The 23,670-nt window shown below is 45.8% G+C and carries 16 protein-coding genes; 2 read left to right on the top strand and 14 right to left on the bottom strand.

Annotation, left to right across the window (positions count from 1 at the left end; all coding sequences use genetic code 11):
- Positions 1-197: 197 nt before the first annotated feature.
- Positions 198-3,509 (bottom strand): TonB-dependent receptor, encoded by a 3,312-nt coding sequence (locus FSB75_RS07455; RefSeq protein WP_146784989.1) that lies wholly within the window; start codon positions 3,507-3,509, stop codon positions 198-200.
- A gap of 182 nt (positions 3,510-3,691) precedes the next feature.
- Here FSB75_RS07455 and FSB75_RS07460 point away from each other — a divergent pair, with 182 nt between their 5' ends.
- Positions 3,692-4,888 (top strand): bifunctional 3,4-dihydroxy-2-butanone-4-phosphate synthase/GTP cyclohydrolase II, encoded by a 1,197-nt coding sequence (locus tag FSB75_RS07460; RefSeq protein WP_146784992.1) that lies wholly within the window; start codon positions 3,692-3,694, stop codon positions 4,886-4,888.
- A 42-nt stretch (positions 4,889-4,930) separates the two neighbouring features.
- Here the strand turns inward: FSB75_RS07460 and FSB75_RS07465 are convergent, their stop codons facing one another.
- The 12 genes from FSB75_RS07465 to FSB75_RS07520 form a co-directional block, all read right to left on the bottom strand.
- On the bottom strand, positions 4,931-9,682 hold the full coding sequence (locus tag FSB75_RS07465; RefSeq protein ID WP_146784995.1) for a translocation/assembly module TamB domain-containing protein: 4,752 nt from the start codon (positions 9,680-9,682) through the stop codon (positions 4,931-4,933).
- A gap of 161 nt (positions 9,683-9,843) precedes the next feature.
- A complete protein-coding gene (locus FSB75_RS07470) occupies positions 9,844-10,851 on the bottom strand; it encodes a transglutaminase domain-containing protein (RefSeq protein ID WP_146784998.1) in 1,008 nt (335 codons plus the stop codon).
- 332 nt (positions 10,852-11,183) lie between these two features.
- Positions 11,184-12,452, bottom strand: a complete 1,269-nt coding sequence (preA, locus tag FSB75_RS07475) for an NAD-dependent dihydropyrimidine dehydrogenase subunit PreA (protein ID WP_146785000.1) — start codon at positions 12,450-12,452, stop codon at positions 11,184-11,186.
- Between the two features lie 50 nt (positions 12,453-12,502).
- Positions 12,503-13,894 (bottom strand): NAD(P)-dependent oxidoreductase, encoded by a 1,392-nt coding sequence (locus FSB75_RS07480; RefSeq protein ID WP_146785003.1) that lies wholly within the window; start codon positions 13,892-13,894, stop codon positions 12,503-12,505.
- 96 nt (positions 13,895-13,990) lie between these two features.
- Positions 13,991-14,854 (bottom strand): nitrilase-related carbon-nitrogen hydrolase, encoded by an 864-nt coding sequence (locus FSB75_RS07485; protein WP_227990834.1) that lies wholly within the window; start codon positions 14,852-14,854, stop codon positions 13,991-13,993.
- A gap of 20 nt (positions 14,855-14,874) precedes the next feature.
- On the bottom strand, positions 14,875-15,255 hold the full coding sequence (locus FSB75_RS07490; RefSeq protein WP_146785006.1) for a four helix bundle protein: 381 nt from the start codon (positions 15,253-15,255) through the stop codon (positions 14,875-14,877).
- A gap of 25 nt (positions 15,256-15,280) precedes the next feature.
- Positions 15,281-16,660: a dihydropyrimidinase gene (gene hydA, locus FSB75_RS07495; RefSeq protein WP_146785009.1), complete on the bottom strand. Its 1,380-nt coding sequence runs from the start codon at positions 16,658-16,660 to the stop codon at positions 15,281-15,283.
- Positions 16,660-18,168: an NCS1 family nucleobase:cation symporter-1 gene (locus FSB75_RS07500; protein WP_146785012.1), complete on the bottom strand. Its 1,509-nt coding sequence runs from the start codon at positions 18,166-18,168 to the stop codon at positions 16,660-16,662. The genes hydA and FSB75_RS07500 overlap by 1 nt, the downstream gene beginning before the upstream one ends.
- Before the next feature lie 197 nt (positions 18,169-18,365).
- Positions 18,366-19,718, bottom strand: coding sequence for an aminotransferase class III-fold pyridoxal phosphate-dependent enzyme (locus tag FSB75_RS07505; protein ID WP_146785015.1), 1,353 nt, complete (start codon positions 19,716-19,718; stop codon positions 18,366-18,368).
- Positions 19,719-19,733: 15 nt separating this feature from the next.
- A complete protein-coding gene (locus tag FSB75_RS07510; protein WP_227990836.1) occupies positions 19,734-20,195 on the bottom strand; it encodes a YbbC/YhhH family protein in 462 nt (153 codons plus the stop codon).
- On the bottom strand, positions 20,134-20,700 hold the full coding sequence (locus tag FSB75_RS07515; RefSeq protein ID WP_146785021.1) for an ORF6N domain-containing protein: 567 nt from the start codon (positions 20,698-20,700) through the stop codon (positions 20,134-20,136). Before FSB75_RS07515 ends, FSB75_RS07510 begins: the two co-directional genes overlap by 62 nt.
- A gap of 125 nt (positions 20,701-20,825) precedes the next feature.
- Positions 20,826-22,283, bottom strand: coding sequence for a CoA-acylating methylmalonate-semialdehyde dehydrogenase (locus FSB75_RS07520; protein WP_146785025.1), 1,458 nt, complete (start codon positions 22,281-22,283; stop codon positions 20,826-20,828).
- A 116-nt stretch (positions 22,284-22,399) separates the two neighbouring features.
- Between FSB75_RS07520 and uvsE the strand changes: the two genes are divergently transcribed.
- Entirely contained in the window at positions 22,400-23,320 is a 921-nt protein-coding gene (gene uvsE / locus FSB75_RS07525) for a UV DNA damage repair endonuclease UvsE (protein ID WP_146785028.1), read from the top strand.
- 3 nt (positions 23,321-23,323) lie between these two features.
- Here the strand turns inward: uvsE and FSB75_RS07530 are convergent, their stop codons facing one another.
- Entirely contained in the window at positions 23,324-23,554 is a 231-nt protein-coding gene (locus tag FSB75_RS07530) for a hypothetical protein (protein WP_146785032.1), read from the bottom strand.
- Positions 23,555-23,670: the final 116 nt, after the last annotated feature.

The following is a 23,670-nucleotide window of genomic DNA, read 5'->3' on the forward strand; positions in this document are numbered from 1 at the left end:
CGCCGAAGCGGGGTTGTTCGCCGTCAGATGGTTTAGGTTTATCGGAGCGGCAAGAAAGCGATTAAACAACCAAGGTAGAAAGATGTTCGTTCATCCGCAAAGACAGGTGCGCAGATTTCGACGACCTGTCGCATTTGTATCGGTAAAAAAAATCCTTCGCCTGAGGCGAAGGATTTTTTATTGGTTATGGCTTATGCTTAGAAGCTATACCGTACACCAATTTGTGCGTTCCAACGCGATGTAAAATTATTTACGTTGTACGCTTTGTACTCTTCTCCAATTTTCGTGAAATTATTGATGTTGAACTGGAAAGCAGGAGCGGTTGCTGTTGGTGTAAACGCAACGCCGTCCTTCTTCTGCGCTCCACTAACTACCGGAGTAAATAATGTGGTTGTAATCGGGAAGAAACCGTCAGGGAACGAACCCGTACCATAAGAACGGCCCCAATCCTGATTCAATAAAGCGCCAATGTTCACAACGTCAAAAAACACTTGCAATTTGTGCGTTTTAAACAAGAAGTCTTGCGCTATGCGAACATCAAAATGGTTCTCAAAAGGCATTCTATCTCCATTGCGCTCTGCATTTTGACCTGCGTGTTTTTGAAGATAAGGGTTACTGGCTGCGAATGCCTGGTAGTCAGCCCATTGCTGCGAAGCTGTTTTCCCGTTGTTAATGTCTGCGAAATTAGCTTCAGCCAGTGTTTTGGGGATATACACCAATGATGTTGTGGAGTTGTCCTCACCAGTAATATCCTTGCTTGCGGCTGTACTGTATAAGTATGACAACCGCTGTCCGGATTGTCCTGTATAAAACACGGTAAACGTCGTGGCAAAGTGTTTCAGGTATTTGAATTCTTTACTGAAAAAACCAGTGATGCGTGAACCAACATCAAAATTGGAAATGCTCAATTCAGGTTTGTTAAGCCCGTTTACTGTTTGAACTCCTCTCCAGTTTGAAAGAGCTACCGATGATGGAATGTCGTTCAATGATGTGGCAATACCGAAATTATAAGCAATGGATGCAGCCCATCCTTTACTAAAAGGTTTTTGCAGTTGTGCCGTAAAGTTGGCCGAATAACCTTCGCTTGTGTTACTCAACTTAATTACTTGTGCATAGTTCGTGTTTAAGTTTTGCTTTGTCCAATAAGGACGGGTGGTAGGGCCCAAAGCCACTGTGCTCTCACCGTTGTCGCTTATGTTCAAATTGCTGTAAAAGGCATTGTTTACGTTTTTGGTATAAACCACTTCAACCGTTGATACCAATCCTGATTTTCCCAATTTATTGTCTGCCGCCAGATTTGCCCGAAATACCTGCGGAAATTTGAAGTTTTTGTCAATTACGTTAATAGCCGTAGGGGCAGCGTTCCCGCTTGCCGGTACGTAAGCACCCAGTTGAGGATCATTTTTATCGAATACAAACTTTATCGCTCCCGATGCCACCAAACTGGCTAAGGTTGGAGTTGAATTCGCGTTGAACGTTAGGTTCTTTGTTGCTATGCCTGTATTGCTAAATTGGTTTGATATCCAAACAAAAGGTATTCTTCCCGTGAACAAACCAAAACCACCACGCACTTGAAGCCCTTGCTCTGGTACGAGGTAGTTAAACCCAACACGCGGCGAATACATCAAGCGTTGCTTGGGCATTTGATTGGTTTTTACATCAAACGCAGCGAAATCGTTATTAAAGGCTGTATTCTCCGCAGGCTTGCTGCTGATATACGGAAGATCAACACGAAGGCCATACGTCAACTTGAAATTTTTTGATGGCGACCAAACATCTTGGGCATACGCTGAAAGCTGTGCAGAATTTAAAATAGCGGGAGCCTTGTCGCCTCTGCCAGCCGTAGAATAACCAATTTGATAGGTGGTTAACCCGGTATTGTTGAAAAAATTTGAAAGGTTATTGCGGGAGTTGTTACCGGCACTGTATGTATATGCACCATAGAAACCCTGCAGAAACACATTCGTACTTTTAAAGAACTCATCATTTGTACCAAAGGTCAACGTATGCTTTCCTTTATATAAAGTGAAGTTGTCTGTGATGGTAAAAACGTCCTGGTCAAGGCTGTTTGCTGCGCTTGAAAAATCGGAGCCCAGATTATAAGAAATGTTGGCGTTTTGGGCCAAATCAAAATTTGAGATAAAAATGTTTGGCACGGCGTTACTGATTCTCTGGTCTCTGATTCGGTTGTACGTAAGCCGGAGAACGTTTGACATAGACGAAGAAAAAGCACTGTTCAATTCCAGAACGCTTGAGTTACTCTTATCCGTAAACTTATAACCTGTGTTTTCAAACAGCGCAGTGGTAGCAGAGCGGCTTCTTACATCATTGCTACCGTTCACGTAATTATGACGGAATGTTAATCTGTGTACATTGCTGATATTCCAGTCAATGCGTCCGAAGAGAGAGGTAGACTGGTTTTCATTGCTAATAGCGCCGTATGATCCCAGGTCGTACCCGTAATTTTTCTGCATGAAATCCTTAATAGCAGCCAGCGTATCGGGATTAACCTTTGAGCCGGAACCGGCAATGGTTGGGTCAAAAGCAACAGGAGTTGTTTTTTGAAACCGTTCCGCACTTACAAAAAAGAACAATTTATTCTTGATGATCGGTCCGCCCAGGCTTGCACCGAAAGTTTGGTTTTTAAAGTCGCCGTACGGAAGCCTGCTAATGGTAGAATTATACGCACTGCTTTTGCCTACAAAACTTTGGTTTTGGTATTGACCATATACAGACCCGTGCAGTCTGTTTGTACCCGACTTGGTAACTGCGTTTATGCCGCCGCCTGTAAAACCGCCCTGGGTAACATCATAAGGCGCCAACACAATTTGTATCTCCTGAATGGCCTCAATTGAAATGGGGTTTAAGTTTGCCTGGCCACCGTTTGTGCCGGTTGAACCCAAACCAAAGGCATCACTTGCGTTTGCTCCGTCTATTGAAAACTGATTGTATCGGTTGCTTTGTCCCGCAAAAGAGAGTCCCGTGCTCGTTCCATCCGTTCCGCCGTTTCCGGCTTTGGCCTGCGGGGTTAAACGTGCAAAATCCTGAATGTTTCTGTTAATGGACGGCAAGGCTTGTATTTGCCTTGCAGAAACGTTGGTTGAGGTTCCGTTCTTTTGAGAATTTATGATACCGCCTCTGGCTGTCGCCGATACTGTAACCTCGGTTAATTGCTGTGAGCTTATGGAAAGCACAACATCTATGGCCAGCGGCGTTCCCAATGCCACGTTTAAATCGCTAAAAGTTTGATCGGAAAACCCTGTGAAATGTACGGTAACAGTGTACGGGCCGCCAACGCGAACGTTGGGAACGGTGTACTGGCCACCGCTTTTTGCAGCGGTCACGTATTTGGTGCCCGTAGGAACGTGCACCGCAGTAACGGTGGCACCGGCCAGCGCTTCGCCTGTGCTTGATTTAACCGTTCCCGTAATCGTCCCCGTTGTTACCTGGGCAAATAGGAATACAGATGCCAACAAGGTTGTTAGCAGAAATAATAATCTCTTAAGCATAAAGTGTGTATTTGTTTAGCAGGTGCAAATAAAACAATTAATTTCTGAACAAATCCCGCGAGATATTAACAGCAGGTTACGTTTTAGAACTCCAGAAAGACAAATCATATACAGGGATAGCTGCCTCTTTCTTCAACAAAAATTTAGCGATGTTGCCGCTTACCTTTGCACAAATACAGTTTATGCTCGATACAATTGAAAGCGCCATTGCAGATATTAAAGCCGGCAAAATGGTGATTGTAGTAGATGATGAAGACCGTGAAAACGAAGGCGATTTTATTGCGGCTGCGCGAAACGCTACGCCGGAAGTTATCAATTTCATGAGCAAATACGGCCGTGGCCTGATTTGCGTACCCTTGCTGGAAGAACGTTGCAAAGAACTTGGCCTTGACCTGATGGTGAACAACAACACGGCATTGCACGAAACGGCCTTTACGGTGTCGGTTGATCTTTTGGAGCACGGCTGCACCACGGGCATCTCAGCGCAAGACCGCTCCCGAACGATACAAGCCTTAATTGATCCCGCAACGCAACCGCAGGATCTTGGCCGCCCCGGGCATATTTTCCCTTTGATTGCGAAGAAAGGTGGCGTGCTTCGCCGTGCGGGGCACACCGAAGCCACCGTTGATTTGGCAAGATTGGCGGGTTTTGAGCCTGCTGGCGTATTGGTGGAGATCATGAACGAAGACGGCTCAATGGCACGACTGCCGCAATTGAAAGAGATTGCTGAAAAATTTGATTTCAAAATCGTTTCCATAAAAGACCTGATTGAATACCGCATCAAACGCGACTCGTTAATTGAAGAAATCGTTCGCGTGGACATGCCAACGAAATGGGGTCATTTTAAATTGGTGGCCTTTCAGGAAAAAAATTCTCCCAACGAACACCTTGCGCTGATGAAAGGCACATGGACAACCGATGAACCGGTTATGGTGCGTGTGCACTCTTCTTGTTTTACCGGCGACATTCTTGGCTCGCTTCGCTGCGATTGTGGCGAACAATTGCACAACGCCATGCAAATGGTGGAAGAAGAAGGCAAGGGAATTATCCTTTACATGAACCAGGAAGGCCGCGGCATTGGCCTCGTAAATAAACTAAAAGCGTATCGTCTTCAGGAAGAAGGGTTGGACACCGTGGAAGCCAACCTGCATCTCGGCTTTCAAACCGACCAACGCGATTACGGCGTGGGTGCGCAAATCCTCCGTCACCTCGGTGTGCACAAGCTCCGGCTCATTTCAAACAATCCAAAGAAGCGTGTAGGGCTTATTGGTTATGGATTGGAGATAGTTGAGAATATCCCAATCAGGGTTGATCCCAATCCGCACAACGAAAAATATTTACAAACGAAACGCGACAAGATGGGGCATGAGTTTCATTGAGGATAGATGACAGATGATTGATGGAGGATGGGAGAAGAGAAATTAATTCTGGAGTTTCTTGCTGATAATTTCGGTTGAATCGCTGCGGCCTTCCGTTGTTTTTTTCCTGTCATCCGTCGTCTGTTTTCTGTCATCTTTCTTTTTCCCAAACAACAATTCGCCAAATGAATCAAACTCTTTGTTGTACGAAAGCGACGCGCCGTAGCGTTGCGGTTGCGTGCCGCCGCCTGTGTTAAAGCCGTTCAGGTAATCGTAATTCTGCCGGTAAAAAAGCGTGGCCCGCAAAGAGCCGGTCGTGTTAAGCAAAATCTCCAGCGACACGTCGGGCAATATCTGAAAGCTTTGTTGGATGTTTTCTCCCAACGGCACATCGAAGCTGCCGCCCACACTTAAAATAGCCCTGCCGTTAAAGAACGATTTACCTACACTCAATGTTGATGTTGCCTGGTTAAACAAACGTATGCCCTTTGCGTTCGGGTCAAGCAGGTTGCGGTTGTACAAGGAGCCGGAAAAGTTGAGCGTGAATTTATTGCTGCGCAAAACGCGGGAGAAAATCTGGTTTAATTGCCGGTTTATTTGATTAAACAAAACGCCGGAGATGGTATTGTACGCCAACTCTTCGATAGGCCGGTTAATGGACTGCGTGCTTTCGTAAGGCGCAAAAGAATTGGTAACAACAAGGAACGTTACCTGCTTCGTTAGCTCGTTCGTGTTTCGTTGCAATTGATCAATGGCAAAAGAAATGGAAGGTATGTTTGAAATGTCGCTGGGAAACTCAATGCGAAAATCAAGCTTGGGCGTAAAGAGCTTGCCGGTGATTTTTGCCACTACGTTCACGTCCTTGCGGAGACGTGTCAATGTTCGTGCGGCTTCGGCATCTACAATTAAAGAAGAGGCCAACGGTGAGAAGCTCACGTCTTTTGCGGTGTACACAGCTTCCAGGTTAATGTTGGCATCGTAAGGATCGCCATTCCATTCAATATAATTGTTTGCGTTGATGTCTTTGCGCACAACGAAGGGCCGGTTGAACACCGATTGAAAGGTATAATTGTAATCGCCTTCTTCAATGTTGAAACGACCGTTGATGCGCAGCGGCGCCGTTGTACCCGACGTTATTTTCAGTGTACCGCTGCCCCTTGCGTGAATGATGTCCTGCGTTGTTTCGTCCATAATTAAATCAACCGACACCATCGGCGTAGCGGTCAACTTTATTTCATAACGCATGTTGGTTTCGCCGCCGCGCTTTTCAATCTCGGTCATCTCACGGCCGTATTTTTTTTCAACAAGAAAAGAGGTTGCGCTTTCTGTTTCCTGCGTTGGCGCCGGTGGAAGGGTGATGTTAGACGAATCCCTGGACGATGCTTTCATGTCAATGAACATGTCCATGTCGTACTGCGGGCCTAGCAATACAAACGAGCCCGAACCCCAGGCATGACCGTAAAACTGCTGGTTGTCTTTATAGGTTGTATTCAGCAGTTCCATTTGTGGTGACACCGTTTGCACGGCCACGTCAAAGTTCATGTTCTGGAAGCCCTGGTGTTTGATGCCGCCGGTAATCTTTGCCCTGTTTCCCAAGCGGTCTTTCAGCACAATGCCGCTCAAATCCAAATAATCTTTTTTCAACTCAATGTCCGTGTCTTCAATCGTGTACGCCACTTGCGTGAACAATACTTTCAGGCTCGCATTGTTCAGCCGCACTTTTCCCTCCACCGCAAGAGCCCCTTCGGGCATGATGTCCACGTTGCCGGTTGCATAGCCGCCAATGTCACTGAACAAGGTGCCGAGAAAACGTTCCAGGAATTTCAATTGAAACTGCTTTGGCTTCAAACTAATCTTGTCCTGAAACTGGTGTGCCGTGTCTTTAAAATCCATCGCCACCGCAAAGTCAATGTGGTGATCTGTGTCGAGATTGTTTCCGACAACGTTCAACATACCGTTTACGTTATTGTACCGGCCGTTTAAAACCACGTCGCCAATCGAATCGTTGTCCATGCGAATGGCGCTGCCTTTTAAATCGGCGTTAATCAGCATATTGCCCGTTGGGTTTTCGATGACCGCACTCCCCGATAAGGCACCTTCGAGCCGGTTGCTTTTTAAGAAGAGCGGTGCAATGTCGCCAAGATTCAAATTCTGAAGGGTTACGTGCAAATCGTTCCAGGTGCCGCCTTCGCTTGACGGAACGGTTTCAATTTTTATTTGTTGCGGCCCTTCGCTCAATACAACTTGTCCGTTGGCAACGGAACTTTTGCGAAGGTTTAATTCGCCGCCTTCTTCGATGGTCCATGTTTTTCCGTTCAGCATAAAAGATGAAGGCGCAAACAAAACCGAAATGCCGTCGCTGTATGTTTTCAACTTCGCCGCCAGCGATGCCTGGTTAATGGCTTGATTGGAGGTTGTGTTCAGCACAATGTCCGATACGTCTTGCTGGGCTTTTATGTGAAAAGTTGTTTGCGGCAACACCACGTTGCTGTCGAGATGTGCATCGGTTACGCTGCCATCAAGCCGCAGACTGTCAAGGTTTCCAGCGCCTTTTAATTTCACATCGGTAAAGGAATATTTCCCGTAGGAGAAAGCCGGAACATCGGCATCAACGGTCATGCTGTTGGTCTTTGTGTTGAGCGAACCCACAAGATGACTGTTGTTCAGGCCGGAAAGATTCTTATCAAGCAAGTGAACGTAATCTTCCACAATGCCCGTCGTGATGTCGAATGAAAAATCCTGTTGGTTATAGTGCGTAGGCGGCTTAATGTAAGCGGGATAATAACGGGTTAAAAACAACCGGAAGGCGGAAGGCAACGTTGTCAAATCAAAATTGCCGGTGATCTTTCCGTCAAACTCGTTGGAACTGACGCTTAAGTTGCGTTCGTTGTTAATGTAATACGAAGCGACGTTTAAAAAATCAAAGGACAGCTTTTGCCCGTTGGCCAACAATTCAGCATTACTGATTCGGGCCGTACCAATCAAGTTCGACAAACTGTTGCCTTGTAGATTCAAATTAAAATCGCCTTTCAGCCGGATGTCCTCAGAAGACAATTGAAGTTCTTTCAAATCCGCTTTACGAATCTGCGCCGTGGCATCAAACACCGGTACGTCTTTGCTGAAATCAATCAGGCCACTCAGGTGCAAATCCGCATTCGGGTCGTTGATGGTAAAATCGCCGTTGAATTGTTTTTTGCTGATGATGCCTTTTCCGGCAATATTTTGATACGTGTAATTGCCGTATTTAATGCGGTGAACAATGCCGTCAATGTTGAGGGCCATTTTGTTCCAGTTAAAACTCTGGCCTTTTACGCTACCGTGAAAATCTACAACACCAAGGTCCGTGCTGTTCACAAAAGTGCCCAATTCAAAACCATCGGTGCTTAACGTGCCCGAATAAATTGGTTCGCCGTTCTTCGGCAGTTTCATGTTGATGTCCGTTGTCAGCGTGCCCAAAGGCGTTTGAATGGTGCCGTAAGAAACAAAGTCGTTCACAAAGCCGGTGAAAGTTCCCTTAAACTTTAAATAAGAAAGTGCCCGCACGTTTGGCGAAGTAACGTTTGCCAGCGCCGGAAAAAAACTTACCGCATCGCCATAAGTTGTCCGCAATTCTTTTGCGTCAATGTTCAACAGGGTTTTGTTGATGTCGGGCAAACCCACAACACTCACGCTACCGTTCACATACGTATTGCTGCCTAACCACAGTTCTAAATTTTCCGATGACAGTCCGTCAACCGAACCCCTTACCCTTCCGTTTATCTTGATGGCTTTCTTCCACGGCTTTGCATCCGGAATAAAAAATGCCAGGTCATCGGAAGCAATGGATGCATTTTTAAAATCTGCGTCAAGCGTAACGGCGTGAATAAAATCAGCGAGGCCTTTCCCGCTAAAGCGCATCGAAAAATAATCCGTCAGCGTGCTGCGGTTCGTTTGTAAGAAAAGTTTGTCGAAAACAAAAGCTTGCGGCTGAATGGAAAGATCGGTTTTTAAGCTTTTCACCACAAGACCGCTACGCTCCGCCGCGTTCAAATCCACGTTGCCGGTAAGCGAATCATTCCGGAAACGGAAATTGTTAACAGCCGCGTTGATGGCACGAAAGTCAATGTGCGCCCCATCAAAATAAGTAACGGTTGGCGTGTAATTATTTTGATCCTGCCGAAAGCGTCCGTTGGTAATTTGGATATGATTGAATTGAATGTTCCAATCCATTTTTGAAGAACTCGTGTCTTTAAACTTACCCTGGTAATTCAGCGTAGAAAAATACGGGTCGCTCAGTTCAAGGTTTTTGATCACGATACTTTTCTTGCTTGCGCTGATTTCGTCCGCATCCAAATTCAACGCACCAATTTTCGCAATCATGTCACTTCCTTTCCAGGCATCTTTTTGCACAAAGGCAACGTTCTTCAGTTCCACCTGCTTCAGGCTAAATTGAATGCCCGGATCTTTCTTCACTTTTACGGTGTCGGACGAAGCAAAATACTTTGCCAGGAAACCGTAATTCCAAACCGAATCGGTTCGGTTAAGGTTTACAACAGCGTTCTCCAACCCGATGTATTTCAGGTCGGCCTTGTCTTTAAAAAAGAACCAGTCAGTGATGTTCACCTTTACCTTGCCGGCGTACAAAAGCGTATCGTGTTTTTGGTCTTCCAGGTAAACGCCTTCCAACTCCATGCGGTTAAAAAAGCTAAAGCTTACATGTTTAATGGAAAGTTTTGTTTGCAAGTCTTTCGACAGTCGCGAGGTTACCTGTCCGGCAAGAAAGTTTTGGCCCCAATCGGTTTGTAAAAATGCCCACAGCAAAATGAGCAGCAACAAAAGGGCAAGGAGAAAGCGTTTTAGTATGTTGAAGGCGCGGCGCAGGGAATGTTCAAATTTTTGTAAATGTAGCTAAACGGGTTAAGAGGTTAAAAGAGAGCCGAAGGAAAGGGGGCAGAATTAAGAGTTCTTTTGTAGGGCAAAATGCAAACTTCCAAGGTTTATTTGCTTCTTGCATTTATCTCGGCTTGCTTTAAGCGGTAATGGAGCACCGCATCATCTTTGTACAGCAAATGAATCCATTCCACGCCGGGTTCAACGGTATAGATGTAAGAAAGATTTGCCGCCTTTTCATCCAAAGGTTTTACAAAAGCACTTCGCGGCCACAGCGCATAATCGGCCGTATCCAAAAAAGGATCGGTGCCCGTTTGTTTTGCCCTTGCCGCATCTTTAAATTGAACAGAAAAACGAAGCGTATCACCAACGGTCGCTTCCACCACGCCGTTGCCGGGAAAATAGCCGCCGATACCGTAGCGGTAAAAATTTTTGCTCCGAAAGGGCATCCGCTTAAACTCGGCCAGCATGGGTGGAGCGGGCAAAAGCGTCCAGCGCAAATCTTCGGGATAATGATCGTTGATGAATTGTTCCGGCGGCGTCAAGTAGTAAGAATCATTTTGCAGCGAAATGTAATCGTCCGCATAGTTTAAATAACCGCTGGCCCAGGTTACGTCGAGCAGTTGCCAAACGCTGTCAACCTTCACTGCGTTCCATGTGTGATTGGTTCTAAATTTTCCGTCGCCCTGGCCCGACACTCGTCCATAACCCTGGATAACGACGGCTTCAACGCCGGTATAATCACAGAGAACTTTAAACAACCTCGCATAACCGTCGCACACCGCAGTGCGCTTGCGCATCACTTTGCGAGCGGTCATCTCGTCACCCGAAGGCCAAACTGCGGCTGTGTCCATTGGATCTGGACTGTAATGATATTTTTCCCACGGTTTAAAGATGTTGGTGTTGTATGCAATATGGCTTGTTATCCAACTGTAAACGGCCCGCACTTTTTCAGGTGTCGTAGAAAAATTTGTGTTGATTAAACGCGCCAGCGAATCGGGTGTTGGGGCATCAAACGATTGGGTTTTCCAATCAATGGAAGAAAAAGAAAGCCTTTGCTGGGCGGAGGCAGCAAAGCAGGAAAATAGCACAAAACCAGTCAGCCACATTTTCATATTCCTAAGCTACTGAAAGAAACGGAGTTGAAGAAGAAAGAAATCCCTCCGCCAGACAGCGGAGGGATTAAATTTTTGCGCTCAAAGCGCTCAGATATTTGAATGGATGCAACCCGGTTAGGCGATACCAACCGAAGGTTCCCCATGAATAATCTGTAGACTCATGAATACCTCCTTTTCTTTGGTGAGGCATAAAGATAAGAAGCAGCGATAAATTCTGCGCAAGGTTTTTACAAAGAAATTGTTAGAGTGTAGATGACGGATAACCGATGATGGATGACAGCAAAACAGATGCCTTCCGTCATCGCCCATCTGTTATCCGTCATCTTTGCTTAGTGGTCATTGAGCGGCATGCCCAATCGCTGAAACTCTTTCCAGTTCAGGTACTCATCGCCTTTGCGGTGAACCTCCATGGTAATGCAATTGTCAACGGGGCAAACCAATTGGCAAAGATTGCAGCCAACGCATTCCTCTTCTTTGACCAAATACATATTGTACGGCTTGCCGTAGGTAAGATTGATGGATTGGTGTGAAGTGTCTTCACAAGCAATATAACATAGGCCGCAATGAATGCATTTGTCCTGATTGATCTTGGCAATGTGGTGATAGTTGATGTCGAGGTCTTCCCAATGCGTGATGGTTTCAACCGACTTGCCAATGAAATCATTGATGGTGGCAAAGCCTTTTTCATCCATCCAGTTGTTCAGGCCTTCGCACATGTCTTCCACAATGCGGAAACCGTGTTTCATGGCGGCAGTACAAACTTGAACGTTGCTTGCGCCAAGCAGCATAAATTCAACCGCATCACGCCACGTACTTACACCGCCAATACCCGAGATAGGAACTTTGTTCGTCACAGGGTCTTGGGCAATAGTGGTAAGCATCTTCAACGCGATGGGCTTTACCGCCGGACCGCAATAGCCGCCAAACACCGATTTACCCGCCACATAAGGATTTGGAACAAGCGTATCAAGATCGACACCGGTGACGGATTGAATGGTGTTGATTAACGACAGTGCATCGGTGTCTGCTTCGACAACGGCTCGTCCGGTTGGAACAACAGAGTGAACGTTCGGTGTCAACTTTGTGATAACGGGAATGGTTGCTTTTTCCATCACCCATTCCACCACCATTCTTGCAATCTCCGGATCTTGACCCACCGCTGCACCCATGCCTCTTTCGGTCATGCCGTGCGGACAACCAAAGTTCAGTTCAAAGCCGTGCGCACCGGTATCTTCTACTTGTGCAATCAACTCGTGCCAACTTTCTTTTGTGTTGTCGGCCATGAGCGAGGCAATCATCGCACGATCGGGAAAGAGTTTAACACACTCCGCAATTTCTTTCAGGTTGATGTGTAGCGGTCGGTCGGAAATAAGCTCAATGTTGTTGAAACCCATCACACGACTGCCGTTGTAATTGACCGCAGAATAGCGTGAAGAAACATTCTTTACCTGTGAGCCAAGCGTCTTCCAAACCACGCCGCCCCAGCCGGCTTCAAAGGCACGCAATACGTTGTATTTTTTATCCGTTGGCGGCGCACTGGCCAACCAAAAAGGATTGGGCGATTTGATTCCGAGAAAGTTTGCAGAAATATCAGCCATAAGAAAATTATGAATGATGAGTTATGAATGATGAATGACAAATGAAATGCTTACGAAGCCACTATCGTGTGCTCGACGCCGTTGACAGTTTTTGCATCAACCTTGTTCAATTTTAAATAAGAGAGAATCGCCGCAGCACCGTCTTTTCCCGCCTGCACGGCGTCCACTACTTCTTTGCCGCCGTTCACACAATCACCGCCAGCAAAAACGCCGTCAATATTTGTGTCGTTGTTCTTCACCACAATTTTACCGTTGCTGTTTTGCAAATCGGAGCCATCCACCAATTCCTTGAAGGGCATTTGTCCAGCCGCCTTGATGATCATGTCAACCGCCAGAGAAAAGGATTTTCCCGTATCAACGGGTGATCTTCGCCCCGATGCATCGGGAACGCCAAGTTCCATTTCTCTGCAAACAAGAGCCGATACTTTGCCGTTTGCGCCAATCACTTCTTTCGGTGCGGCCAACCACTTGATGTTGCAACCGTCAAGTTTTGCTAGATCAAGTTCTACTTGTGTGCAAGGCATTTCATCTTGTGTTCTGCGATAGACAATTGTTACTTCGCTTGCTCCTAAACGCTTTGCTTGCGTGGCTGCATCAATCGCCGTCATGCCTAAACCAATCACGGCTACCTTATCGCCAACAGCAATTTGGTTGAAGGTTTTTGAACGCAGGTTATAAATAAATTCAATCGCATCAACAACACCTTCCAATTCTTCGCCGGGAATTTGTAGTTGCCGGGCAAGACCAACACCAATGCCAAGAAAAACCGCATCGTATTGCACTCTCAATTCGGCGAGCGAAAGATCCTTTCCAAGTTCTTTGTTGTATTCGATAGCAATGCCACCGAGCGAGGTTATAAAATCAACTTCATCCTGACAAAATTCCGGTGTGACTTTATAGGCCGCAATTCCATAGGTCATCAAGCCACCGCCCTTGCTTTCTTTTTCAAACACCGTTACATCAATGCCTTCTCTCGACAACACATGCGCACAAGAAAGCCCGGCAGGACCCGCACCAACAATGGCAACTTTCTTTCCGGTTGACGGCTTGCGTTCGAACAGTTGCCACTTTTCTTTGATGGCTTTATCCGTTGCGTAACGTTGAAGTTTAGCAATGGGAATTGGGTCTTCGTGCATAAGATTGTACACGCAACTTCCTTCGCACAGCTTTTCTACCGGGCAAACCCTTGAACAACCACCGCCAAATATGTTTGACTGAAAAATGGTATGCGCCGAACCTTTAATGTTTTCCGTTGTGATTTGCTTGATGAACTTCGGCACATCAATACTTGTTGGACAAGACTTCATACACGGCGCATCGTAACAAAACAAACAGCGGTTTGCTTCCACGAGCGCCGCTTCTTTTTTATCGAACGGCGGGTGAATGTCGCTGAAGTTTTCTGCGTATTCTTCAGGAGTGAGGCGATTATTTAAGATTGCCACGGGAAATAATTAAGAGTTATGAATTATGAGTTATGAGTTGGAAGAACGATGAACACCGAAGCAATTCATAATTCATAACTCATAACCCTGAACCATTTAAAGTTCCACCAGTTTCCCATACGTCTCCGGTCTTCTATCTCTAAAAAACTGCCAGGTTGCTCTTACTTCTTCAATCATATCCAAATCAAATTCCGCCACCAACAATTCGTCTTTATCCTCCGATGCCTGCGCAAAAATTTGTCCTCTCGGGTCAACGAAATATGACGAACCGTAAAACTTGCCGAGATTCCAGGGCTTCTCTTCTCCCACCCTATTAATGCAACCCATAAAATAGCCATTGGCCGCGGCGTGTGCCGGTTGTTCCAGCTTCCATAAATATTGTGAGAGCCCTGCAACCGTTGCGGATGGATTATACACAATCTCTGCTCCGTTTAATCCGAGGACTCTTGCACCATCCGGAAAGTGACGGTCGTAACAGATGTACACACCAACCTTCGCATACTTTGTTTGAAATACCGGATAACCCAAATTACCCGGCTTGAAAAAAAACTTTTCCCAAAATCCCGACGTATGCGGAATGTGGTTCTTGCGGTACTTGCCCAAATACGTTCCGTCTGCATCAATCACCGCCGCCGTGTTGTACAAAAAGCCCGCTTGTTCTTTTTCGTAAATCGGCACAATCATCACCATGTTGTACTTCTTTGCGTATTCGGCCATGCGTTCGGTGGTCGGTCCGGGCACGGGCTCTGCGGATGCATACCAGGCCTTGTCTTGTCCCGGACAGAAATACGGCGTGTCAAAAATTTCCTGCAGGCAAAGAATTTGCACGCCCTGCTCTCCCGCTTTTTCAATGAGCGGAATGTGCTTTTGAATCATGGCCTCTTTAATCTCTTCAATCGTTCCCTCGCCTTCGGTTTTGGGAAGACTCATTTGTATCAAACCTGATTTGATGATGCGCATTTTTAATTAAGAGTTTAGAATTAAGAGTTATGAGTTGTTGACTGTTTCTTGAAATATCTTTCTTTGGTTGTGATGATAATGCTGCTTAAAATTTTTATTAGAGATGTGCACGAATTACTTAAGGGAGAAAACTGTTCTGGTGTAATATATTCCGAATCTTTTAAAAGACTTACAGTAAGTCGTCTCTCTCGCTTCTTTAATGCAATACTTAATTTATGAACGAAATCTCTTTTCGACTCACTTGAAACGGCTTCGTTCACGTTTGCGCCAATCGACGTACCAGGCCTGAGCATTTGCCTTGAAAGCACAAATTCTTTCTTTTCCATACTCAAAAGCTTATACAGTTTTACAACCTCAATGGCGAAGAGATACGCTTTCTGATATACGATGCTTTCACTCATAACTCATAATTCATAACTCTTAATTCTAAATTATTCCGTTTACTTTATTTCGCTTAATAAATTTTCCAAAACCTTTGTCAACACTGCATTTGCCATCGTTGATAGCAACTTTGCCCCGCAACAAAACCGTCTTCACTTTTCCGGAGATTTCCCAACCTTCGTAAGCCGAGTAATCCACATTCATGTGATGTGCTTTTGCAGACAAGGTGTGCTTTTCGGCAGGATCAAAAATGACAATGTCTGCATCGGAACCAACAGCGATGGTTCCTTTTCTCGGAAACATGCCGAAGATTTTTGCAGGATTTGTACAAGCTACTTCCACAAATTTATTCAGCGTAATGCGGCCTTTGTTCACGCCTTCGCTGTACAGCAATTCCATACGGTTTTCAATCGCCGGATGACCGTTCGGAATTTTTGAAAAATCATCTTTGCCCATCAGCTTTTGCTCCCACTTAAACGGACAATGGTCTGTTGCAACAACCTTCACCAAGCCTTGATTAATGCCCGCCCACAACGTTTCTTGGTCTTTCTTTTCTCTTAATGGAGGACTCATCACCCATTTCGCTCCGTCTTCCCTTTCGTAAAGGGACGCATCGATTACCAGGTATTGAATGCAGGTTTCCACTAACACGTTTTGGTTTCGTCTTGTTGCGTTGCGAACCGCATTCAACGCACCTTCACAAGTTAGATGAACAATGTAACCGGGGCAGCCGGTGTAATTTGCCAGATCAGCAAAACGTTCCGAAGCTTCGGCTTCGGTGACTTCGGGCTGCGATAAATAATGGTAAAGCGGCGACAACTTTCCTTCGGCTCGATGCTTTGCAATTAAGTAATCAATCATGTCGCCATTGGTGGCGTGAACCGTCACCAAACCGCCTTGCTTTTTCACTTCTTCCATCAAGCCCACCATCTGCCGGTCGTCTATCATCAACGCACCTTTGTAGGCCATAAACGTTTTAAACGACGTGATGCCTTCCTCTTCTACAAAATGTTTGATTTCTTTTCTAGTGTCTTCGTTGAAGTCCGTTACGGCCATGTGAAAGCTGTAATCGCCTACGCAATTATTATCCGAACGTGAACGCCATTCTTTCAACGCATCGGCCAATGAAGCTCCTTGCTTTTGCAAAATGAAATCAATCACCATAGTTGTGCCGCCAAATAGCGCTGCTCTCGTTCCGGTTTCATAACTATCGCTGGAAAATGTGCCCATGAAAGGCATATCCAAATGCACATGCGGATCAATGCCACCGGGAAAAACAAGCTTGCCCGACGCATCAATTATTTCATCGGCTTGCATCGGCAAATCCTTTCCAATCGCTTTCACCGTTTCGCCTTCAATAAAAATATCAGCGATGCTATCCGAATCGGCCGTAACGACTCTTCCGTTCTTAATGAGTATGGACATCAAAGATTGTTTTGAACGTTTAATGTTGATTGCGGTATCGTTGTGACACCGCCTTCTGCGTTTTCAGTCACCGTTTGCGCAACCGGTTTTGCTAGCAATAAATACACGATTCCCGATACAAAAAACCCAACGAACCACGCATAATTGTAAAGCCCCGAAATCCATTCGGGAAAGACCGTTGTAGAAACGGCGCCGATCTGTAAAAGAAAACCCGGAAGGTTAGGCAACACACCCAACATCAACGCAATTATTGCCGCACGATTGTACCCGTTTCCGTAACCATAAATTCCTTCGTGACGATAAAGATCTTTGGCAACAAGCGTTTGCTTGCGAACAAAATAATAATCGGCGATGAGGATGCCACCGATTGGACCCAGCAAACTTGAATACGCAATCAGCCAGGTAAAAATATAGCCGTGCGGATCGGCCATTAGTTTCCAGGGAAAAATTAAAACGCCGATGATGCCGGTGATGTAACCGCCTGTTCTGAAATTAATTTTCTTCGGCGCAAGGTTTGAGAAATCGTTGGCCGGACTAACAATATTCGCTGCAATGTTTGTTGCAAGTGTTGAAATGATAATGCCGATCATGGCGAAACTTACCATGAATTTATTTTCGAACTTGCCCGCTAACTGAACCGGGTCCCACTCGGGGTTTCCGTAAATCATGGCCGATGCCGACGTGACTACAACACCAACAAATGCAAACAACGTCATCGAAGGTGGCAGACCGATTGCCTGTCCTTTTATTTGATCTTTTTGTGATTTTGCGTAGCGTGTAAAGTCAGGAATATTCAGCGATAGTGTAGCCCAAAAACCTACAACGGCAGTCAACGCAGGAAAGAAAAAATGCAGGAAAGATGACGAGTCTCCAAACTTTGAAGGTGCAGATAAAATTGGTCCCAATCCTTTTGCGGCTGTGATAGCCCAAAAGAACAAAGCCAGTGCCGCCAGCGGTAAGAAAACGGCTTTGAACTGAAGCAACTTTCGGATGCTTTCTACGCCTTTGTAAACAACGAACATATTCAACAACCAGAAAGCGAGAAAGCACAAAAACGGAACAGCCTGCGGAAACAAGGAAGTGACATTTATCGCTTCCAAAGAAGGATTCCACGCACGTATTAAATTGTAAAGCGATGCACCGCCAATCCATGTTTGAATACCAAACCATCCACACGCAACAATCGCCCTTAACATAGCCGGAATGTTTGCGCCCTTTGTTCCGAAACTCGCTCTTGCAAACACCGGAAACGGAATGCCGTACTTGGCGCCGGCGTGACCGTTTAAAATCATGGGTACCAAAACAACGGCGTTGCCCACAAAGATGGTGAGTATCGCCTGCCACCAACTCATGCCCTGGTTGATCATCGAACTTGCCATCGTGTACGTTGGAATGCACAAGCTCATGCTGATCCACAGCGCCGCATAATTCCACGTACCCCAGGTGCGTTTCTCCTTTGGAACAACCGCAAGGTCTTCGTTGTAAAGAGAGGAATTGTTTTCAGCCATGCAGGAGAAAATTATGAGTGGCCCATCCCGACCTTCCCGGTGGGAAGGCCATCCGCCGCACTGAGCCAACTTTGCGGCGTTTCGTTATTGTTTTGAAATTTTTCTCAAAGCATTGCTTCATTTTTTACTTTGAGAACTCTTCATCCCCTTCCCACCGGGAAGGGGCTTTAGCACCATCGGACCGCTTTGAGAAAAGATTATAGGGGTTGGGCCGCTTCATCCGCAATCTTCAACGCTTCCGAAATAATAGCCAACCCTTCATCAATCTGCTCTTTGGTAACAATCAACGGCGGCGCAATAAAAACATAACCCCAGCGAACAAAAGTGTACATGCCGAGTTCTTTAATCTTCGCCGCCACTTTGTTCATCACCACCATTTCATCCGGCTTCGCGTTGAAAGGCGCCATTGGTTCTTTTGTCTTCCGGTTCTTCACCAATTCCAAACAACCGAGCAAACCTTCGTTGCGCCAATCACCGATGCACGGATGTTTTTGTTTGAGTTCTTCTATCCGTGAATCAAGGTAACGACCCATTGCTTCGGCGTTCTCAATCAGGTTGTCGTCTTCATAAATCTTCAAGGTTTCCAAAGCCGCGGCACAACTAACAGGATGCGCAGAATACGTAAGACCAAGCGGCAACACGGCATCGTCATACTTCACAGCGATCTTATCGCTTACCATCAAACAACCAAACGGAAGATAACCACAGGTCAATCCTTTCGCCATCGCAATCATGTCGGGAACTATGTCGTGGTGCTGAAAACCAAACCATTTTCCTGTGCGACCAAAACCACTCATCACTTCATCCATAATTAGCAGGATACCGTGCTTATCGCAGATTTGGCGAACTGATTTTAAATAACCATCAGGATACATAAAACAACCCGATGAGCCGCTTTGTCCTTCCAATAAAATTGCAGCGATATTGCCCGGGCCTTCGTAAGCAATGATGCGTTCCAATTGCGCAACGCAATCTTTCAACAGCGCTTCTTCGCCGTGTTCGTAACGATAAGCATACGGCAAATCGAAGTGAACAAAGTTGGGCGCTTGCTGCGCATCAACAGGAATTCTTCTCGGGTCTCCACTCGCCGAAATGGCACCAACAGACGCACCGTGATATGATTGATAGCGGGTTAAAATTTTATGACGACCGGTATAAAGTCTTGCAAGCTTGATGGCATTTTCGATCGACGTTGCACCGCACAGGGTGAAGAAAGCTTTGTTCAAATCACCGGGACAAATCTCTGCCAACTTCTTTCCCAATTCGCCGCGAACTTTTGTCACGCAACTCGGCGTAACGTAACTCACTTCCTGCATTTGTTTCATCACCGCCGCTGTAATTCGTTGGTCGCCGTGACCGATGTTCACGTTCATCAATCCCGACGAAAAATCAATGTACCGCTTGCCATCGTAATCATAGAGATAAACGCCTTCGCCGTATTTAACGGCAATCGGATTGGTACCTTTTTGTTTGCTCCACGAGAACAAAGTGTAATCCTTGTTGTCCTGAATGATCTCCTTTGTTTCGGATATTGTTTTTGTTTCTATCATAAAGCAATTTGAAAGTTATTTGCCATGAATGATCTTTAGTACTCTCCCATTTTTTGAATCAAAAATTACTTCGAATGTTCCGCCGACAGAATTTCTCGGTAATGTACCACTGATGAACCAGAATCCGTCAATCAGATAGCATTCATAAGGTCTTTCATCAGCAATAGTTTTCTTACCATAAATTTTGAAAAGAATCGGTTCAACAACGGCAATAGCTGTCTCTTTATCTTTTATTAGGGTATCATAGAAAGGCTTGTAATTTTTGTCACCAAGAGTTGCCTTTACTGATTTCCTTGCATATCCCTTACCAAGTAGGATTCTGTCGCTAAAGTCTTGCCCGCAAGAAGTAAGCGGAAAGAGTATTGATAAACTTAGAACTCTGAAGAAGAATTTTAAACTCACTATCGGTTTCATTTTAAGATTGTTTAAATCCAATTCTTGGTCGCTCGTTCCACTTTCTTTCCGCTGCTTTTTCATCCAGCAAATTTTCCATGGCATCATATATAGCAGTCAATTGCGCATCGTGCCCGCCAAGCCTTTCTTTTATTTCTTGCAGTTGTTGCCGAACATCATTTTGCAACAGCAGGATTTTTCGAATCTCAACAAAAGCCCGCATGATGGCGATGTTCATGGCGATTGCCTTATCGGAATTAAGTATGCCGCTTAGCATGGCTACGCCTTGTTCGGTGAATGCGTAAGGAGTATTGTCACTACGTCTGCTTGATTGAGACGTGGTCACAATTTGTGACCTCAAAGAACCGGCTTCGCTGGATGTGGTAGCAGATTGTGACCACACCTCCTTCCATTCGGCGGCAGTAAGCTGAAACATGAAGTCCTTAGGAAACCGTTTGATGTTTCTTTTTACTGCTTGGTTCAACGCTTTTGTAGGCACTTCATATAGTGCAGCCAAATCAAAGTCGAGCATCACTCTCTCACCCCTGATTTCGTAAATGCGGTTCTGAATGCTTTGAATAACGGTCATTGTTTTGGTTTTTTCTTTGCTGAAGAAAGTTCTGAACGTAAAAGTGAGTGATACAACGGAAGCTCAATAGAAATCCAAAGCTGGTTACATAAAATTCATCATTCGTAACTCTCAATTCATAATTATCAACTCATCCAATTCACTCCCGCTTCCGGGTTCCATTTTACCGTTGTCTTCTTCAGCTTTGTCCAAAACTCAATCGAACTTTTTCCCGTGATATCTCCGACACCAAACTTGCTTTCGTTCCAGCCACCAAACGAGAACGGTTCACGCGGAACGGGCACGCCTACGTTTACGCCAATCATTCCGGCACTTGCTTTTTCCATGATGTAGCGGGCCACACCACCGTTTTGCGTAAACACGGCGGCGGCGTTGCCATAAGGATTCGCGTTCTCAATGGCTAAGGCTTCGTCAACGGTTTTTGTGCGCATGATGCTGATAACCGGACCAAAAACTTCTTCTTTGGCAATTGCCATTTCAGGCTTTACGTAATCAATTACCGTTGGGCCAACGTATGTGCCTTCTTCTTTGCCGTTCACCTTTGCGCCTCTTCCATCGAGCAAAACCTTCGCACCTTGTTGCTCCGCCTCGGTAATGTATTTTTCAATGCGTTCTTTCGACTCTTTGTTGATAACGGCGCCAAGGTTTTCACCGGGCACCATCTTCTTCGCTTCCTCTACAATTTTTTGAATGATGTGATCCGTCTCGCCAACGGCCACCATCGCCGATGCGGCCATGCATCGCTGTCCGGCACAACCGCTCATAGAAGCCGCAACGTTTTGCGCCGTCATCGAAGGAATGGCATCAGGCATCACCATCAAATGATTTTTAGCGCCACCCAGTGCAAGGCAACGTTTGTAATTATGCGTTGCCCGTTGATAAACGATCTTTGCAATCTTGGTTGAACCAACAAAGGACACGGCTTCAATATCGGGATGATCGCAAATAGCCTCAACAATTTCCACATCGCCATGAACGATGTTGAAAACGCCATCCGGCAAGCCCGCTTCTTTCAATAATTCGGCAATGCGGCCGGCGCTAATGGGAACCTTTTCACTCGGTTTTAAAATCATGCAATTGCCAAGTGCAATGGCGTTCGGAATGGTCCAGTTGGGAACCATGCTCGGAAAATTGAAGGGAACAATTGAAGCCACAACACCGAGCGGCACGTGTTCAGTGCGGCACTCAACGCCTTTGCTAACTTCCAATACTTCGCCGGTAATCAATTGCGGAAGCGAGCAGGCAAATTCCGTTAACTCAATGCATTTTTCGATTTCGGCAACGGCTTCGCTCATGGTTTTGCCGTTCTCTTGATGAACGAGTTCTGCCAGCTCACGCAGGTTTTGTTCCAACAAAAATTTGTAACGGAAAAAAACCTGCACCCGTTCTTTTATCGGTGTTTTTGACCACGCAGGAAATGCATTTTTTGCAGCCGCTACGGCAAAGGATAAATCAGCGGCGGAAGACACGGGAACCTTTGACAATTGCTCGCCGTCCAGCGGTGAAACAACGTTTAAAAAGCGGCGGGTATCGGACGGCACAAACTGGCCGCCCACAAAGTTTTGAACGGGGCTGTATTTCATACGCAAACAATTCGGGCACAAAATGTAGGGATTTTTTTTTGCACGCAAAAAGATTACACAAAAACTTTTGTGGCACTTTGCTTGAACAAACCCTTTGTTCAACGGTTATATTAGAGATGAATTTAGGATACGCCTGCATTAACCTCACGCTTGCCGAAGATGGCATTACCACCAACCGCGGCATGATCAAAAAAACGTTTGGTGAAAAAGGAATCGCTTACGCCTCGGAACTCGCTTTGAGCAATGTTCAAGCCTTGCTTAAAATATTGGAATGGAACGTGGTCAACGACGTCCGCGTATTTCGTGTAACCTCGGAACTCTTTCCGTGGGCTTCCGAATACAAATTGAGGGAGATGCCGCATTACCGTGAAATTAAAGACGTGCTGGAAGCCTGCGGCAAAATGCCGGTACGCATCAGCAGTCATCCGGGACCGTTCAACAAACTCGCGGGCAGCGGCGCCACGCTGGACAATACAATCAAAGACTTGGAAATTCACTCGGAAATTTTTGACCTGATGAATCTGCCCGTTTCGCATCTCGCAAAAATCAACATTCACGTGGGCGGCGCTTACGGCGATAAAGAAGAAACGCTCAAACGCTTTGCGCAAAACTTCAAAAAACTTTCGAAAAATTTACAGGCAAGACTCACAATTGAAAACGACGACAAGCCCGGACTTTTTAACGTGAAAGAATTGACGATGCTCCACGAAACGACCGGCATTCCCATCGTTTTCGATTATTTCCATCACAAGCTGCATCCCGGCACACAAAGCGAAGAGGAAGCCTTTCATACAGCTTATAAGACATGGAGCGTAAAGCCAACGTTTCACTATTCTTCTTCGCGAAAAGAATACGAAAATCCCGAAGCAAAAAAAGAAGCGCATTCCGATTGGGTGCACGAAGAAATCAACACCTACGGCAATGACCTTGACATTGTGCTGGAAACAAAAATGAAGGAGCTTTCGCTGCTCAAATACCGGAAAGATTACGGGCTTCTATCAAAGCCAGGAGCAACAAAAATTTTTCCCGCTGCGTAATTATCAATACGTGTTGTTGTCTTTTGGACGGTCTTCTTCTTTATCCGGAATGCTTTCATCATTGCGGCCAAAGCTTCCATCGCCGGTGGCATGCGCATTTTTTACGTCCACCTCGCCAACACCGCTGGCTTCTTCCGGGTAATGCGTTGTCTCGTCGTGGTGCGATTGCCAGTCTTTCTCAGCGGCCATTTCCCTGTCCTTATTTTCAGTACTGGTGAAGTCTTTCTTAGTCATCTTTTTTCAATTTTATTATTGAATATTTTTCCAAAGAGAAAGCTTGCAAATAACAAACCACCGTAGCGGCCTTAACAGCTATGAAAACACCGCGCAAAAGACAACCTCCGCAAGTG

Source organism: Flavisolibacter ginsenosidimutans (genome assembly GCF_007970805.1).
Classification (GTDB): Bacteria; Bacteroidota; Bacteroidia; order Chitinophagales; family Chitinophagaceae; genus Flavisolibacter; species Flavisolibacter ginsenosidimutans.